We start from the raw sequence: 16,573 nt of genomic DNA, 5'->3' as shown, positions 1-16,573 counted from the left end.
GCATGCGGAACGATCATTTCCCGCGGCTCTTCCCTGCCCCGGTGCGGCGGCTGCATCCTTTGGACTGGCTGGCCGGCGGGCTGCTGCTGGCGGGGGCGGCCGCCGTGGCGACCGGGCTGCTGCCGTCCGGTCCCGCGCAGGAGCAGCTGCGGCGCATCGGTCCGCTGCTGGCGTTCCTGGCGACGGTGATCGTGCTGGCGGAGCTGGCGGGCCGGGCGCAGGTCTTCGACGTGGTCGCGGCGTGGGTGGCGCGGGCGGGCCGGGGGCGTTATCCGCTGCTGTTCGGGCTGTGCGTGGCGTTCGCCTCGCTGACCACGATCACGCTGAACCTGGACACCACGGCGGTGCTGCTCACTCCGGTGATGCTGGCGCTCGCCGGGCGGGTGGGCATCGCGGCGGTGCCGCTGGCGATGACGACGGTGTGGCTGGCCAATACGGCGAGCCTGCTGCTGCCGGTGTCGAACCTGACCAATCTGCTGGCGGCGGACCGGGTGGCGCTGTCACCGGCCGGGCTGGCCGCCGTGATGTGGCTGCCGCAGCTGGCCGCGATCGGGGTGACGGCGCTGTGCCTGTGGGTGTTCTACTGGCGCCGGGGGCGGCGGGGCGCCGACACGTACACGCCGCCGGCGCTGCCCGTGCCCGGGGACCGGGTGCTGCTGGGGGTGTGCTCGGTGGCGTGTGCCGGGTTCCTGCTGGCGATCCTGCTGGTCGATGTGCCCCTGTGGTCGGCGTCGCTGGTGGCGATGGCGGTCGTGGTGGCGGCGTACGCGGTGCGGCGGCGCGGGGAGCTGCGGCTCTCGCTGGTGCCGTGGCGGCTGCTGGTCCTGGTGCCGGGGATGTTCCTGGTGGTGGAGACGGTCGAGGCGCACGGGCTGCACGAGGTGCTGGTGCGGGCGCTGGGCTCGGACGAGGGCCTGGCGGGGCTGCTGCGTACGGCGGGGGTGGGTGCCGGGCTCGCCAACGTACTGAACAACCTTCCGGCGTACGTGGCGGGCGAGGCGGTCGTGCCGGCGGATCACCACCGGCAGCTGCTCACGCTGCTGATCGGGGTCAACGCGGGGCCGCTGGTGACGCCGTGGGGGTCGCTGGCGACGCTGCTGTGGTTCGAGCGGTGCCGGTGGCAGGGGACGCGGATCGGGGTGGGGCGCTTCGCGCTGACCGGTCTGGTGCTCGCGGTGGCGGCGACGGGGGCGGCGACCTGTGCGCTGGCCCTGACCGCCTGAGCCGTACCTGTCCCCGGACGCGCCACGGCGCCTGCCGGGTCCGGTCGGGGACGGGCAGGCGCCGCGTTCAGTTCCGCACGCCGTTGTGCGGGACGTCTGTGGTGCCGTATCAGACCGTGAGGGCACGGTCCGTCGGGCGGATCGGGGCCGGCAGGGCGCTGGCTCCGGTCAGAAAGCGGTCCACGCCGCGTGCCGCGGAGCGGCCCTCGGCGATGGCCCAGACGATGAGGGACTGGCCGCGGCCCGCGTCCCCGGCGACGAACACGCCGTCGACGTTGGTCGCGTAGTCCGCGTCACGGTCGATGTTGCCCCGTGCGTCGAGCTCCAAACCGAACTGCTGGACCAATCCGTTGGACTGGTCGGTGCCGGTGAAGCCCATCGCGAGCGTGACCAGCTGCGCGGGGATGACCCGCTCGGTGCCGGGCTTCTGCTCCAGCTTACCGTCCTTGAACTCCACCTCGACGAGGTGGAGGGCCTGGACGTTGCCGTCCTCGTCGCCCTCGAAGCGGGTGGTGGAGACGGAGTAGACTCGCTCGCCGCCCTCCTCGTGCGCGGAGGTGACCTTGTAGAGCATGGGGAAGGTCGGCCAGGGCTGGTTGGCGTTCCGCTCCTCGCCGGGCCGGGGCATGATCTCCAGCTGGGTGACGGACAGGGCGCCCTGGCGGTGCGCGGTGCCGACGCAGTCGGCACCGGTGTCGCCGCCGCCGATGACGACGACGTGCTTGCCCTCGGCGGTGATCGGGGAGACCGTCAGGTCGCCCTCCTGCACCTTGTTGGCGAGCGGCAGGTACTCCATCGCGAAGTGCACGCCGTTCAGCTCGCGGCCCGGCACGGGCAGGTCGCGCGAGACGGTGGCGCCGGCGGCGATGACCACGGCGTCGTAGCGGCGGCGCAGCTTCGCGGCGTCGATGTCCCGGCCGATCTCGATCTCGGTGCGGAACTTGGTGCCCTCGGCGCGCATCTGCTCGATGCGGCGGTTGATGTGCGACTTCTCCATCTTGAACTCGGGGATGCCGTAGCGCAGGAGGCCCCCGATGCGGTCCGCGCGCTCGTAGACGGCGACGGTGTGGCCGGCGCGGGTGAGCTGCTGGGCGGCGGCGAGGCCGGCCGGTCCCGAGCCGATGACGGCGACGGTCTTGCCGGACAGGCGCTCCGGCGGGCGCGGGGTGACGTCTCCGTTGCCCCACGCCTTGTCGATGATGGAGACCTCGACGTTCTTGATGGTGACGGCCGGCTGGTTGATGCCGAGCACGCACGCCGACTCGCAGGGGGCCGGGCAGAGCCGCCCGGTGAACTCCGGGAAGTTGTTGGTGGCGTGCAGCCGTTCGGCGGCGGCGGACCAGTCCTCGCGGTAGGCGTAGTCGTTCCACTCGGGGATGAGGTTTCCGAGCGGGCAGCCGTTGTGGCAGAACGGGATGCCGCAGTCCATGCAGCGGCCGGCCTGCTTGCTGATGATCGGGAGCAGCGAGCCCGGAACGTAGACCTCGTTCCAGTCCTTGACGCGCTCGTCCGCCGGGCGGGTGCGCGCGACCTCGCGGCCGGTGGTCAGGAAGCCCTTGGGGTCAGCCATTGGTCGCCGCCTCCATCATCTTCTCGGTGGTCTCCTGCTCGGAGAGACCGGCGAGCTCAGCGGCGTCCTTGGCGGCGAGCACTGCCTTGTAGGTGGACGGGATGATCTTGCTGAAGCGGGTCACGGCGGTGTCCCACTCGGCGAGGAGCTTTCCGGCGACGGTGGAGCCGGTCTCCTCCTGGTGGCGGCGCACGACGTCGTGCAGCCACTGGGTGTCGGTGTCGGTGAGTTCCTCGACGGCGCCGAGGTTGCCGGCGTTGACGTTGTCGCGGTCGAGGTCGATGACGTAGGCGACGCCGCCGGACATGCCGGCCGCGAAGTTGCGTCCGGTCTCGCCGAGGACGACGGCGTGGCCGCCGGTCATGTACTCGCAGCCGTGGTCGCCCACGCCTTCGGAGACGACGGTGGCGCCGGAGTTGCGGACGCAGAAGCGTTCGCCGGTGCGGCCGCGCAGGAAGAGTTCGCCGCCGGTGGCGCCGTAGGCGATGGTGTTGCCGGCGATGGTGGAGTACTCGGCGAGGTGGTCGGCGCCCCGGTCGGGGCGGACGACGACGCGGCCGCCGGACAGGCCCTTGCCGACGTAGTCGTTGGCGTCGCCCTCCAGGCGGAGGGTGACCCCGCTGGGCAGGAAGGCGCCGAAGGACTGGCCCGCGGAGCCGGTGAAGGTGATGTCGATGGTGTCCCGGGGCAGGCCCGCGCCGCCGAACTTCTTGGTGACCTCGTGGCCGAGCATGGTGCCGACCGTGCGGTTGATGTTGCGGATCGCGATCTGGGCGCGGACCGGCTGGGCGGCCTCGGGGGTGTCGGCCTCGATGGCGTCGGCGGCGAGCCTGATCAGTTCGTTGTCGAGCGCCTTGTCCAGGCCGTGGTCCTGCTCGGTGTTCCGGTACCGGACGGCGCCTTCGGGCAGTTCGGGGACGTGGAACAGCGGGGCGAGGTCCAGGCCCTGGGCCTTCCAGTGGGTGACGGCCCGGTCGGTGTCGAGGAGTTCGGCGTGGCCGACCGCCTCCTCGATGGTGCGGAAGCCGAGTTCGGCGAGGAGTTCGCGGACCTCCTGGGCGATGAACTCGAAGAAGTTGACGATGTACTCGGCCTTGCCGGAGAAGCGGTCGCGCAGGACCGGGTTCTGGGTGGCGATGCCGACCGGGCAGGTGTCGAGGTGGCAGACGCGCATCATGACGCAGCCGGAGACGACGAGCGGCGCGGTCGCGAAGCCGAACTCCTCGGCGCCGAGGAGGGCGGCGATGACGACGTCGCGGCCGGTCTTGAGCTGGCCGTCGGTCTGCACGACGATGCGGTCGCGCAGGCCGTTGAGCAGCAGCGTCTGCTGGGTCTCGGCCAGGCCCAGTTCCCAGGGGCCGCCCGCGTGCTTGAGCGAGGTGAGCGGGGACGCGCCCGTGCCGCCGTCGTGGCCGGAGATCAGGACGACGTCCGCGTGGGCCTTGGAGACACCGGCGGCGACCGTGCCGACGCCGACCTCGGAGACCAGCTTCACGTGGATGCGGGCCGCCGGGTTGGCGTTCTTGAGGTCGTGAATCAGCTGGGCCAGGTCCTCGATGGAGTAGATGTCGTGGTGCGGCGGCGGCGAGATGAGGCCGACGCCCGGCGTGGAGTGCCGGGTCTTCGCGACCCACGGGTAGACCTTGTGGCCCGGCAGCTGGCCGCCCTCGCCGGGCTTGGCGCCCTGGGCCATCTTGATCTGGATGTCGTCCGCGTTGACCAGGTACTCGCTGGTGACGCCGAAGCGGCCGGAGGCGACCTGCTTGATGGAGGAGCGGCGGGCCGGGTCGTAGAGCCGTTCGGCGTCCTCGCCGCCCTCGCCGGTGTTGGACTTGCCGCCCAGCTGGTTCATGGCGATGGCGAGGGTCTCGTGCGCCTCGCGCGAGATGGAGCCGTAGGACATGGCGCCGGTGGAGAAGCGCTTGACGATCTCCGAGACGGGCTCGACCTCCTCGATGTCGATCGAGGGGCGGTCGGAGGTGAAGCCGAACAGGCCGCGCAGCGTCATCAGCCGCTCGGACTGCTCGTTCACCCGGTCCGTGTACTTCTTGAAGATGTCGTACCGGCGGTTGCGGGTGGCGTGCTGGAGGCGGAAGACGGTCTCCGGGTCGAACAGGTGCGGTTCGCCCTCGCGGCGCCACTGGTACTCGCCGCCGATCTCCAGCGCGCGGTGCGAGGCGGAGATGCCGGTGGCGGGGTAGCCCTTGGCGTGCCGGGCGGCGACCTCCTTGGCGACGACGTCGAGGCCGGCGCCGCCGATCTTGGTGGCGGTGCCGTTGAAGTAGCGGTCGACGAACGCCTGGTCGAGGCCGACCGCCTCGAAGACCTGGGCGCCGCGGTAGGAGGCGACCGTGGAGATGCCCATCTTGGACATGACCTTCAGGACGCCCTTGCCCAGCGCGTGGATGAGGTTGCGGATGGCCTGCTCGGCCTCGATGCCCTCGATGAAGGTGCCGGCCCGGACCAGGTCCTCGACGGACTCCATGGCCAGGTACGGGTTGACCGCGGCGGCGCCGAAGCCGATCAGCAGCGCGATGTGGTGGACCTCGCGGACGTCGCCGGCCTCGACCAGCAGGCCCACCTGGGTGCGCTGCTTGGTGCGGATGAGGTGGTGGTGGACGGCGGAGGTGAGCAGCAGCGAGGGGATCGGGGCGTGCTCGGCGTCGGAGTGCCGGTCGGACAGGACGATGAGGCGGGCGCCGTCCTCGATGGCGGCGTCGGCCTCGGCGCAGATCTCGTCGATCCGGGCGGCCAGCGCGTCGCCGCCGCCGCCGACCCGGTAGAGGCCGGAGAGGGTGGCGGCCTTCATGCCGGGCATGTCGCCGTCGGCGTTGATGTGTATGAGCTTGGCCAGCTCGTCGTTGTCGATCACCGGGAAAGGCAGGGCGACGCTGCGGCAGGAGGCGGCGTTCGGCTCCAGGAGGTTGCCCGAGGGGCCGAGGACGGAGCGCAGCGAGGTGACGAGCTCCTCGCGGATGGCGTCCAGCGGCGGGTTGGTGACCTGGGCGAACAGCTGGGTGAAGTAGTCGAAGAGCAGCCGGGGCCGGGCGGAGAGCGCGGCGATCGGCGAGTCGGTGCCCATGGAGCCGAGCGGTTCGCCGCCGGTGCGGGCCATGGGGGCGAGGATGACGCGCAGCTCTTCCTCGGTGTAGCCGAAGGTCTGCTGGCGGCGGGTGACCGAGGCGTGGGTGTGGACGATGTGCTCCCGCTCGGGGAGGTCGCCCAGCTCGATCTCGCCGGTGGCCAGCCACTCCTGGTAGGGGTGCTCGGCGGCGAGGGACGCCTTGATCTCGTCGTCCTCGATGATGCGGTGCTCGGCGGTGTCCACGAGGAACATCCGGCCGGGCTGGAGGCGGCCCTTGCGGACGACCTTGGCGGGGTCGATGTCCAGGACGCCGACCTCGGAGGAGAGGACGACCAGGCCGTCGTCGGTGACCCAGTAGCGGCCGGGGCGCAGTCCGTTGCGGTCGAGGACCGCGCCGACCTGGACGCCGTCGGTGAAGGTGACGCAGGCCGGGCCGTCCCAGGGCTCCATCAGCGCGGAGTGGTACCGGTAGAAGGCGCGGCGGGCCGGGTCCATCGAGTCGTGGTTCTCCCACGCCTCGGGGACCATCATCAGCACCGAGTGCGGCAGCGAGCGGCCGCCGAGGTGGAGCAGCTCCAGGACCTCGTCGAAGGAGGCGGAGTCGGAGGCGTCCGGGGTGCAGACGGGGAAGATCCGGTCCAGGGGCGCGTCGCCGAAGAGGCCGGAGGCGAGCTGGGACTCGCGGGCCCGCATCCAGTTGCGGTTGCCCTTGACCGTGTTGATCTCGCCGTTGTGCGCGACGAAGCGGTACGGGTGTGCGAGCGGCCAGCTCGGGAAGGTGTTGGTGGAGAAGCGCGAGTGGACCAGGGCGACCGCGGTGGCGAACCGGGGGTCGGACAGGTCGGGGAAGAAGGGTTCGAGCTGGCCGGTGGTCAGCATGCCCTTGTAGACGAGGGTGCGGGCGGAGAGCGAGGGGAAGTAGACCCCGGCCTCGCGCTCGGCGCGCTTGCGCAGGACGAATGCCTTGCGGTCCAGGGCGATGCCGGTGCTCTCGCCGTCCGCGACGAAGAGCTGGCGGAACTCGGGCATGGTGGCGCGGGCTCCGTTGCCGAGGATGCCGGGGGTGACCGGGACCTCGCGCCAGCCGAGGACGGTGAGGCCCTCCTCGGCGGCGATGGTCTCCAGGGCGGCGACGGCCGCGGTGGAGTCGTCGGCGGGCAGGAAGGCGATGCCGACCGCGTAGGCGCCGGCGTCGGGGAGGGTGAAGGGGACCTCGGCCCGCAGGAAGGTGTCCGGGACCTGGAGGAGGATTCCGGCGCCGTCACCGGAGTCGGGCTCCGAGCCGGTGGCACCGCGGTGTTCGAGGTTGCGCAGCACGGTCAGCGCCTGCTCGACCATTTCGTGGGCCGGCACACCGGTGAGGGTGGCTACGAACCCCACGCCACAGGCGTCGTGCTCGTTGCGGGGGTCGTACATCCCCTGGGGGGCGGGGCGACCGTCCATGGGCGACCAGGCGTCGGTACGCATCGGCTCTCCCGTCGTCGTCGTGGCATATGCGGTGCCGAGGGACGACGTTGGCCCTCTGCGAAAAGATGATGCAGGTTACATGATGGGGCGCTTCTCACAAAGCGGATGAACCGATCCAACATGCGGACACCGCCGGAGACGGTGAAATGGGTCGCTGTCGGATGATCGGCACCCTGGGAGACCGCGGGGGCAGGCTTCTTCGCCTGCGGTGCCTACGGCTATTGCCCGGTGGCGGGGAAACCCAAACCACCACGCGATGACTACTTATGTGTAGTCCTGCATAGAGACTCATTTTACGATGCGCGGGGCACCCCCGCCCAGGGGCGCCGATCGGGACGTACGTCACACGACCGGCCCGCGCATATCGGGCCGATCGGGTGAAAGCCGGGCCGCCCGGCCCGCGGGGAGGCCGGTCAGCCGCCGACCGCCACGCCGAACAGCGACCCGAGTCCGTAGGTGATCGCGGCCGCCGCGCCACCGAGGGCGAGCTGTCGCAGTCCGCTGAACCACCAGCTGCGGGCGGTCACCCGGGCCACCACCGCGCCGCAGCCGAACAGCCCCGCCAGGGCCAGCAGCACGGCCGGCCACAGCGCGTCCGCGCCCAGCAGATAAGGCAGTACGGGCAGCAGGGCGCCCAGCGCGAAGGCCCCGAACGAGGAGCCCGCGGCCACCAGCGGCGAGGGAAGGTCGCCCGGATCGATGCCCAGCTCCTCGCGGGCGTGTATCTCCAGGGCCTGTTCCGGGTCGCGCGAGAGCTGGCGGGCCACCTCGCGGGCGAGCGCGGGCTCGACGCCGCGCGACTCGTAGAGCGCGGCCAGCTCCCGTTCCTCGTCCACCGGGTGCTTGCGCAGCTCGCGCCGCTCGACGTCCAGCTCGGCCTCGACCAGCTCGCGCTGGGAGGCGACGGAGGTGTACTCGCCGGCGGCCATCGAGAAGGCGCCGGCGGCCAGCCCGGCCAGGCCGGTGATGACGATGGTGCGGTGCGACACGTCGCCGCCCGCGACGCCGGTCATCAGGGCGAGGTTGGAGACCAGCCCGTCCATCGCGCCGAAGACCGCGGGACGCAGCCAGCCGCCGTTGACGTCACGGTGGGTGTGGTTGTCCCGGTGCGCCTCGTGCAGTACGGCGTCGGTCTCGATGATGGCCACGGCGGTCTCTCTCCCCTTCTCCGGAGACGGGCCTTCTGCCCGCCCGCCCCCGCTCGACACCTCGAAAGTACGCACGAAAAAACGCTCCCGCCAGCAAGGCAGGCCGTACTTACCACCCTGCGTAACCGGATAGGTACGGCTTGCCTTGCTGTCCGGACGGCTTCATCCGAGTGGCCCTTTTGTGCGGATGATCTGCCTTCGTCCCCGCTCCGCGTGGAACGGATTCCACAGGCACGAGTACTGGCTCGGTACGAGCGAAGGGTCGACGCGATGGAGACGGTCGCAGGAAATCCGACGGCGCCGCGGGCGGGCGGCACGCGAACGGGCGCGCCGCGCCCCGCGCCGGAGCGGGGCGGGCCGGGTGACCGGGCCAGGGGCGCGCTGCTCGGACTCGCGGTCGGGGACGCGCTCGGCGCCCCGGCGGAGAACATGCGGCCCTCCGAGATCCGCCGCCGCTGGGGCCGCGTCGAGGGCTTCGTCAGCGACGACCCGGCGGGCACCGACGACACCGAGTACGCGATCTTCTCCGGGCTGCTGCTGGCCCGGCACGGCTCCGGGCTGACCGTCACCGACGTCGAGCGGGCCTGGCGGCTGTGGATCGCCGATCTGGACGAGGGCCCGTTCCGGGGCGCCGGGTTCAGCGAGCGCGGCACCCTGGAGAACCTGCGCCGGGGTCTGGCCGCCCCGATCTCCGCCCAGCACCGGCACGCCTGGAGCGACGGGCTCGCGATGCGGGCCGCGCCCTTCGGCGTCTTCGCGGCCGGGCGTCCCGCCGAGGCGGCCCGGCTGGTCGCGGTGGACGGCCGGGTCAGCCACGAGGGCGAGGGCATCTACGGCGGACAGGCGGTGGCCGCCGGGGTGGCCGCCGCGATGTCCGGGGCCTCGGTCACCTCCGTGATCGCCGCCGCGCTCTCCGTCGTACCGATGGACTCCTGGACGGCCCGTTCGCTGCGGCGCGCGGTCACGGCGGCGGGGCGGCGGTACCCGGACCGGCTCACCGGGGAGCGCGCGGTCCGCTCGGCCGTGGTGGTCGGCGGCTATCCGTGGACGGACCTGGCCCCGGAGGCGGTGGGCCTGGCGTTCGGCGCGTTCGCGGCGGCGCGCGGCGACTTCCGTACGGCGGTGCTGACGGCGGTCAACATGGGCCGGGACGCCGACACGACGGCGGCGGTGGCGGGCGCCCTGGCCGGGGCGCTGCACGGCGCCTCGTCGATCCCGCCGCCCTGGGCGGAGGCGATCGGCCCGGTACGCGGCAGCTGCCTGCCGTCGATGCGCGGCTACCACGTCCTGGACGTCGCGGACCTGCTGACCCCGCCGGACGGACCGGTGGCCGGCGGCAGCGGGGCGTCGCGGGGTGCCGGGGCGGTGGCGGGGTGAGCCGCGAACGGCGGGGGCGGATCGAGGGGCTGCTGCTCGGGCTGGCCGCCGGGGACGCGGCGGGGTGGCCGGCCGCGCGGCACCGGGCGGCCCGGATGCCGGAGTGGACCCGGCGCCTCACCCGCGAGCTGGACACCTTCGCCGAGCAGAACGCGACGACCACGCTCCCGGTGCCCATCGCGCTCAACCAGCCGCCCGAGCCGCTGCGGCTGGGCCCGTCCGACGACGCCGAGTGGGCGGCGTTCACGGCCTGGACCGTGCTGGCGGCGGCCCCCACCGGGCGGGTGCGGGCCGCCGTGGCCGGGGCCTGGAACTCCCTGGCGGCCGAGGTCGCCGCGGCGGCGGCCCGCGCGCCCGAGGTCGAGTCCGCGGTGCTGCCGCTGCGCGCCCGGATCTCGGTACGGGCCGGGCTCGGCAATCTCGCCGCCGGGCTCCGGCCGCCCGCCACCGGCCACGACAACCCGCACTACTTCGACGACGCGGCCTGCGTACGGGCGGCCGTGCTGGCCGTCGTCCACCCCGGCGACCCCGCGGCGGCGGCGGAGCTGGCGGAGTTCGACGCCCGCTACACCCAGGACGGCGACGGGGTGCACGGGGCGCGGGCGATGGCCGCCGCCTGCGCCGAGGCGCTGGCCGGGGCGGACGTGGACACGGCGGTGAACGCCGCGCTCGCCCAGCTCCCGGACGGCACCGAGATCGCCCGCAACGCGGCCCACGCGGTGCGCATCGCGCGGGAGTTCGCCGGTGAGCGGGCCGGGGCGTTCGCCCTGGTCCCCGTGTTGGAGCACCAGATCGTGGACCACGTCTACAGCTACGGGATCGCCGCCGCCGAGACCGTCCCGGTGGCCCTGGCGCTGGCCACCGCGGGCCGGGGCGACCTCGCGCAGGCGGTGCCGGCGGCGGCCTGTCTGTCGCGGGTGGCGGACTCGGCGCCCGCGCTGGCCGGGGCGCTGACCGGGGCGCTGGGCGCGGCCGCCGCCGTGCCCGACGGCTGGCGCGAGACCTGCCGGACGCTGGCCGGCTGTGCGCTGCCCCGGTTCGCGGGCACGGATCTGGTCGAACTCGCCGGGCTGCTGGCAGACGTCGAACTCGCCGGACTGCTGGCAAACACGGAACCGGCCCTCCAGGGTGGACAATTCGGACATGACATCCACCGTGCCCCCGGCGCCCACGACGTCCCCCTCCCCCACGAAACCCCCGACACGCACAGCGCCCGAGGCGCCCACGCTCGATGACCGGATCGGGGGCGCCCTCGTCGGCGCGGCGGTCGGCGACGCGCTGGGCGGCCCCGTGGAGGGCCGCTCCGCGGAGCAGATCGCCGCCCGGCACGGGGGCGGGGTCACCGGGATCGTCGGCCCCTGGGACGGCGAGGACTGGCGGACCGCCCGCCCCATCGCCCCGTACCACAAGGGCGACGGGCACGTCACCGACGACACCCTGATGACCCATGCGCTGGTCCGGGTGTACGCGAAGGTGCGCGGCCGTCTCGACGCGTACGCGGTCGCCGAGCACCTCGTACCGGAGCTGATCGGCGAGCCGCGCTGGATTCCGGAGCTGGAGGCGGAGGCGCTGCCGTTGCAGCGGGTCTTCCTGGCGGAGAAGTGGATCGTCGCCCGGCTGCACTACGGCCATGTCGATCCGCGCGAGGCGGGCTGCGGGAACATCGTCAACTGCGGGGCGGCGATGTACATGGCCCCGGTCGGCCTGGTGAACGCCGCCCATCCGCAGGCGGCGTACGCCGAGGCGATCGACATCGCGGGCGCCCATCAGTCGAGTTACGGCCGGGAGGCGGCGGGCGTCTTCGCGGCGGGCGTGGCCGCCGCCTGCGCGCCCGGCGCCACCCCGGAGTCGGTCGTGGAGACGTGTCTGTCGCTCGCCAAGGACGGCACCCGCTCCGCCATCGAGGCCGTGTGCGAAACCGCCGCCCGCCACCGGGACTTCGCGGCGGCGCTCGCTCCGCTGCGCGAGGCCGTCGCCCCGTTCGACACGGTGGGCCCGGACTACCGCGCCCCCTCGCTCGGCGCCCGCCGCCCCTCCCGGCTGCATTCCATCGAGGAGCTGCCCGTCGCGCTCGGCATGCTGCTGGTGGCCGGCGGGGACTACCGGCGGGCGGTGCTCGGCTCCGTCAACTACGGGCGCGACTGCGACTCGATCGCCACCATGAGCGGCGCGCTGGCCGGCGCCCTGCACGGCGAGCGCGCCGTCCCCGCCGACTGGGCGGACGCCGTCGCCACCGCCAGCCGCCTCGACCTGCGCGCCCCGGCCCGGACCCTGGCCCGGGTGGCCCGTGAGATGTTCGCCCGGGACACCGCCCGCCGCCGGGCCCATGAGGCCGCCTTCACGACGCTGGCGGGCACCCCGTGACCACGGCGGTGCGGGTGACCTGGGTGCAGCCGGAGGACCTGGTGGGCCACGAGCTGCGGCAGGCCGCCGAGGACGGCCGCGACGCGCGCGCCCTCGCCCGCCGCTGGTACGAGGCCGGCGGCTCCCCCGCCCCGGAGCGCGCCGGGGCCTCCTCCCCCGGCGCCCCGCCCGGACTGCGCGCGGTCGCCGAACGGCTGCTCGACGGACTCGCCCTGCTGGAGTCCCCGCTGGCCGCCGACGAACCGGACGCCCTGGACGCGATCCGGGCCGCCTGCCCCCAGTGGCCGCGCCCCCGCGGCGGGCAGCCGGCGAGCCGGGAGCGGCTGCACGCGGCGTGGCTGGGCCGGGCCGCCGGCTGTCTGCTCGGCAAGCCGGTCGAGAAGCTGCCGCTGGCGGGCATCCGCGCCCTGGCCCGCGCCACCGGCAACTGGCCGCTGGACACCTGGTTCACCGGCCGGGGCCTGCCCGCGCCGCTGGCCGCCACCTATCCGTGGAACCGGCGCTCCGCGGCCACCTCGCTCGCCGAGAACATCGACGGGATGCCCGCGGACGACGACCTCGACCACCCGCTCCTTGCCCTGCTGCTGCTCCAGCGGCACGGCACCGCGTTCACCACGGCGGACCTGGCCCGGCTGTGGCTGGAGGAGCTTCCGGCGGGGCGTACGTTCACCGCGGAGCGGATCGCGTACCGCAATCTGCTGGACGGCATCGAACCCCCGGACACCGCCCGCCACCGCAACCCGTTCCGGGAGTGGATCGGCGCGCGGATCAGGGCCGACGTGCACGGCTGGACCCGGCCCGGCGACCCGGCCGGCGCGGCGGAGCAGGCGTACCGCGACGCGGTCCTCAGCCACACCGGGAACGGCGTCTACGGCGCGATGTTCACGGCGGCGGCACTGGCCGAGGCGGCGGCCGGCGAGACCGACGTGCACGGCTGCCTGGCGACCGGGCTGCGCGTGGTGCCGCCGCGCTCGCGGTTCGCCCGCGCGGTACGGGACGGCATCGCCGCCGCCCGCGCGGAACGGGACTTCGATACGGTCGTGGACCGGCTGCACACGGCGTACGGCAGGTATCACTGGGTGCATGTGCTGCCCAACGCGGCCCTGCTGGCCGCCGCCCTCACCCACGCCGACGGCGACTTCACCGGCTCCATCTGCAAGGCGGTGTCCGGCGGCTGGGACACCGACTCCAACGGGGCGACCGCCGGTTCGCTGGCCGGGCTGCTCGCCGGACGGCCGGACGCGCTGCCCGAGCGGTGGACCGCGCCGCTGAAGAACCGGCTCGCCACGTCCGTCACCGGTTTCGACGGGGCGGGTTTCGACACCCTCGCCGCACTCACCCACCGGCTCACCCACGAGGAGGCACTCCGCCCATGACCAGAGTCGCGGTGCTCGGCAGCACCAGTATGGATCTTGTGGCCTACGTCGACCGGGCCCCCGAGCGCGGCCGGACCGTCACCGGCCGCGAGTTCCGCACGATTCCCGGCGGCAAGGGCGCCAACCAGGCCGTCGCCGCCGCCCGCGCGGGCGGTGACGTGCTGATGATCGGCGTGGTCGGCGACGACGAGTACGGCGTGCGGATGCGGGAGAACCTGGAGCACTCCGGGGTGGACACCGACCTGCTGCACACCGTCGAGGGCCCCAGCGGCACCGCGCACATCGTGGTGGACGCGACGGGCGCCAACTCGATCGTGGTCGTCCCCGGCGCCAACGGCACCATGACCGCGCTCGGACCGGGCGAGATGGCCGCCATCGCCGAGTCCGACCTGCTGCTGCTCCAGCTGGAGCTGCCGCTGTCCGCCGTGATCGAGGGCGCCCGGGCCGGCCACGCCCAGGGCGTACGGACGGTGCTCACCCCCTCCCCGGTGCGGGAGCTGCCCGCCGAACTCCTCGACCACATCGACCTGCTGGTCCCCAACGAGCACGAGGCGGCGGAGCTGTCCGGCTACGACGACCCGCACGCGGCGGCGGAGATCCTGCTCGCCCAGGTCCCGGCGGTGCTCATCACGCTGGGCTCCAAGGGCTGCCTGTACGCCGACCGGGCCGGCCGCGCCACCCTCTTCCCCGCCCCGGAGGTCACCGCCGTGGACACCACGGGCGCCGGCGACACCTTCGTCGGCACCCTGGCCGTGGCGCTCGGCGAGGGCCGCCCGGTGCCGCAGGCCATCGCCTGGGCCTCGGCCGCCGCCGCGCTCTGCGTGCAGAAGCCGGGCGCCTCGGTCTCCATGCCGTACCGCAGCGAAATCGACACCGCGTGAGCGCCCCCGCGGCGCCGCCGCTGACCGGACTGCGGGTCGTCGATCTCGCCACGCTCTTCGCGGGCCCGCTCTGCGCGACGATGCTGGGCGACTTCGGCGCCGAGGTGATCAAGGTCGAGCATCCGGTGCGCCCCGACCCCTCGCGCGGCCACGGGCCCGCGAAGGACGGCATCGGCCTGTGGTGGAAGATCCTCGGCCGCAACAAACGCAATCTGACCCTCGACCTCTCCGCCCCCGAGGGCCGCGATCTGCTCCTGCGGCTGGCCGCCCGCACCGATGTGGTCATCGAGAACTTCCGGCCGGGCACGCTGGAGCGGTGGGGCCTGGGCCCCGACGAGCTGCACGCCGTCAACCCCCGGCTGGTGCTGGTGCGCGTCACGGGCTTCGGCCAGTTCGGCCCCTACGCCCACCGGCCCGGCTTCGGGACGCTCGCCGAGGCGATGAGCGGCTTCGCGGCGATCACCGGGGAGCCGGACGGGCCGCCGACCCTGCCGCCGTTCGGCCTGGCGGACTCGATCGCCGCGCTCGCCACGGCGTACGCGGTGATGGCGGCGCTGGCCGGCCGGGACCGCACCGGCGAGGGCCAGGTGGTGGACATGGCGATCATCGAGCCGATCCTGACCGTGCTCGGCCCGCAGCCCCTCTGGTACGACCAGCTGGGTTACGTACAGCCGCGCACCGGGAACCGCTCGCGCAACAACGCCCCGCGCAACACCTACCGCACCTCGGACGGGCGGTGGGTGGCCGTCTCCACCTCCGCGCAGTCCGTCGCGGAGCGGGTGATGCGGCTGGTCGGCCGGCCCGACCTGATCGGGGAGCCGTGGTTCGCCTCGGGCTCCGGGCGTGCCGAGCACAGCGACGAGCTGGACGAGGCCGTCGGCCACTGGATCGGCCGGCACTCCCGCGAGGAGGCGCTGTCCGCGTTCGAGAAGGCGGAGGCCGCCATCGCGCCGGTCCAGGACGTACGGGACGTGCTGGAGGACCCGCAGTACCGGGCGCTGGACTCCGTCACCGAGATCGACGACCCGGAGCTGGGCCCGCTGCGGATGCAGAACGTCCTCTTCCGGCTCTCCCGGACGCCGGGGGCGATCCGCTGGGCGGGCCGCCCGCACGGCGCCGACACCGAGGAGATCCTCACCGAGCTGGGGCTGAGCGGGCCGCAGATCGAGGCGCTGCGTGCGGAGCGGGTGCTGTGAGCGCGGCGGCGGCCCCGCTCACCCTGCTGTACGTGCCGGGGGACCGGCCGGACGTGGTGCGCAAGGCGGCCGGGTCGGGGGCGGACGTGGTGATCGTGGACCTGGAGGACGCGGTCGCCCCCGACCGCAGGGAGTACGCCCGCGCCGCGGCCGCCGAGCTGCTGTCCGACCCGCCGTCCGCCGCGGCGCCGCCCTTCCACGTCCGGGTCGGCGACGAGGCGGACGTGCGGGCGCTGGCCGGGCTGCCGGGGCTCGCGGGACTGCGGCTGCCGAAGATCACCCACGCCGCGTCCGTCCACCACATCGCGGCGCTGGCCCCCGGGGTCGCCCTGTGCCCGCTGCTGGAGTCGGCCCTCGGTATCGAGCACGCGTACTCGGTGGCCTCCGCCCATCCCCAGGTCCGGGCCGTCGCGCTGGGCGAGGCGGACCTGCGCGCCGATCTGGGCGTACGGGAGGACGCGGGCCTGGACTGGTCGCGCAGCCGGGTGGTGGTCGCCGCCCGCGCGGCCGGTCTGCCGCCCCCGGCGCAGTCGGTCTTCGCGGACGTCCGGGACCTGGACGGGCTGTGGTCCTCCTGTGCCCGGGGCCGGGCGCTGGGCTTCCTGGGCCGGGCGGCGATCCATCCCCGGCAGCTCCCGGTGATCGAGCGGGCGTTCCGCCCGACGCCGCAGGAGGTGGAGGCGGCCTGGGAGGTCGTGGAGGCGGCCCGTGACCGGGCGGGCGCCCAGGCCCTGCCGGACGGCCGTTTCGTCGACGCGGCGGTGGTCGCGCAGGCGCGGCGGACGCTGGCGCTGGCCCGGCGGAAGCGGTGACCCGCAGCATCGCCCACCACGACGGCGAGGGGCCGCCGGGAATCCCGGCGGCCCCTCGCTCGGCTCTGCGCGGC

The 16,573-nt window shown here is 74.0% G+C and carries 11 protein-coding genes; 8 read left to right on the top strand and 3 right to left on the bottom strand.

The window, feature by feature from the left end; translation table 11 throughout:
• Window positions 1-2 precede the first annotated feature (2 nt).
• Complete coding sequence (locus DNK56_RS10515) at window positions 3-1,223, top strand: SLC13 family permease (protein ID WP_111335657.1); 1,221 nt, start codon at window positions 3-5, stop codon at window positions 1,221-1,223.
• Window positions 1,224-1,332: 109 nt separating this feature from the next.
• Here the strand turns inward: DNK56_RS10515 and DNK56_RS10510 are convergent, their stop codons facing one another.
• The 3 genes from DNK56_RS10510 to DNK56_RS10500 all read right to left on the bottom strand — a co-directional run bounded on the left by DNK56_RS10510 (window position 1,333) and on the right by DNK56_RS10500 (window position 8,493).
• Window positions 1,333-2,793 (bottom strand): glutamate synthase subunit beta, encoded by a 1,461-nt coding sequence (locus DNK56_RS10510; protein WP_111332822.1) that lies wholly within the window; start codon window positions 2,791-2,793, stop codon window positions 1,333-1,335.
• Window positions 2,786-7,345 carry a glutamate synthase large subunit gene (gltB, locus tag DNK56_RS10505; RefSeq protein WP_111332820.1) on the bottom strand — a complete coding sequence of 1,520 codons (4,560 nt, stop codon included), beginning with the start codon at window positions 7,343-7,345 and terminating at the stop codon, window positions 2,786-2,788. The genes DNK56_RS10510 and gltB overlap by 8 nt, the downstream gene beginning before the upstream one ends.
• A 413-nt stretch (window positions 7,346-7,758) precedes the next feature.
• Window positions 7,759-8,493 carry a VIT1/CCC1 transporter family protein gene (locus DNK56_RS10500; protein WP_111332817.1) on the bottom strand — a complete coding sequence of 245 codons (735 nt, stop codon included), beginning with the start codon at window positions 8,491-8,493 and terminating at the stop codon, window positions 7,759-7,761.
• Window positions 8,494-8,763: 270 nt separating this feature from the next.
• Between DNK56_RS10500 and DNK56_RS10495 the strand changes: the two genes are divergently transcribed.
• The 7 genes from DNK56_RS10495 to DNK56_RS10465 are packed head-to-tail and all read left to right on the top strand — an operon-like array spanning window position 8,764 to window position 16,499.
• A complete protein-coding gene (locus DNK56_RS10495) occupies window positions 8,764-9,870 on the top strand; it encodes an ADP-ribosylglycohydrolase family protein (protein WP_111332814.1) in 1,107 nt (368 codons plus the stop codon).
• A complete protein-coding gene (locus DNK56_RS10490; protein WP_111332811.1) occupies window positions 9,867-11,105 on the top strand; it encodes an ADP-ribosylglycohydrolase family protein in 1,239 nt (412 codons plus the stop codon). The genes DNK56_RS10495 and DNK56_RS10490 overlap by 4 nt, the downstream gene beginning before the upstream one ends.
• Window positions 11,014-12,234 (top strand): ADP-ribosylglycohydrolase family protein, encoded by a 1,221-nt coding sequence (locus tag DNK56_RS10485; RefSeq protein ID WP_111332808.1) that lies wholly within the window; start codon window positions 11,014-11,016, stop codon window positions 12,232-12,234. Before DNK56_RS10490 ends, DNK56_RS10485 begins: the two co-directional genes overlap by 92 nt.
• Window positions 12,231-13,610, top strand: a complete 1,380-nt coding sequence (locus DNK56_RS10480; RefSeq protein ID WP_111332805.1) for an ADP-ribosylglycohydrolase family protein — start codon at window positions 12,231-12,233, stop codon at window positions 13,608-13,610. Before DNK56_RS10485 ends, DNK56_RS10480 begins: the two co-directional genes overlap by 4 nt.
• Window positions 13,607-14,491, top strand: a complete 885-nt coding sequence (rbsK, locus tag DNK56_RS10475) for a ribokinase (RefSeq protein WP_111332802.1) — start codon at window positions 13,607-13,609, stop codon at window positions 14,489-14,491. Before DNK56_RS10480 ends, rbsK begins: the two co-directional genes overlap by 4 nt.
• Complete coding sequence (locus DNK56_RS10470; RefSeq protein ID WP_111332800.1) at window positions 14,488-15,687, top strand: CaiB/BaiF CoA transferase family protein; 1,200 nt, start codon at window positions 14,488-14,490, stop codon at window positions 15,685-15,687. The genes rbsK and DNK56_RS10470 overlap by 4 nt, the downstream gene beginning before the upstream one ends.
• Window positions 15,684-16,499 carry an HpcH/HpaI aldolase/citrate lyase family protein gene (locus DNK56_RS10465; RefSeq protein WP_111332797.1) on the top strand — a complete coding sequence of 272 codons (816 nt, stop codon included), beginning with the start codon at window positions 15,684-15,686 and terminating at the stop codon, window positions 16,497-16,499. Before DNK56_RS10470 ends, DNK56_RS10465 begins: the two co-directional genes overlap by 4 nt.
• Window positions 16,500-16,573 lie beyond the last annotated feature (74 nt).

The organism is Streptomyces sp. AC1-42W, assembly GCF_003248355.1.
Classification (GTDB): Bacteria; Actinomycetota; Actinomycetes; order Streptomycetales; family Streptomycetaceae; genus Streptomyces.
This window is presented reverse-complemented; position numbering and strand designations above follow the sequence as displayed.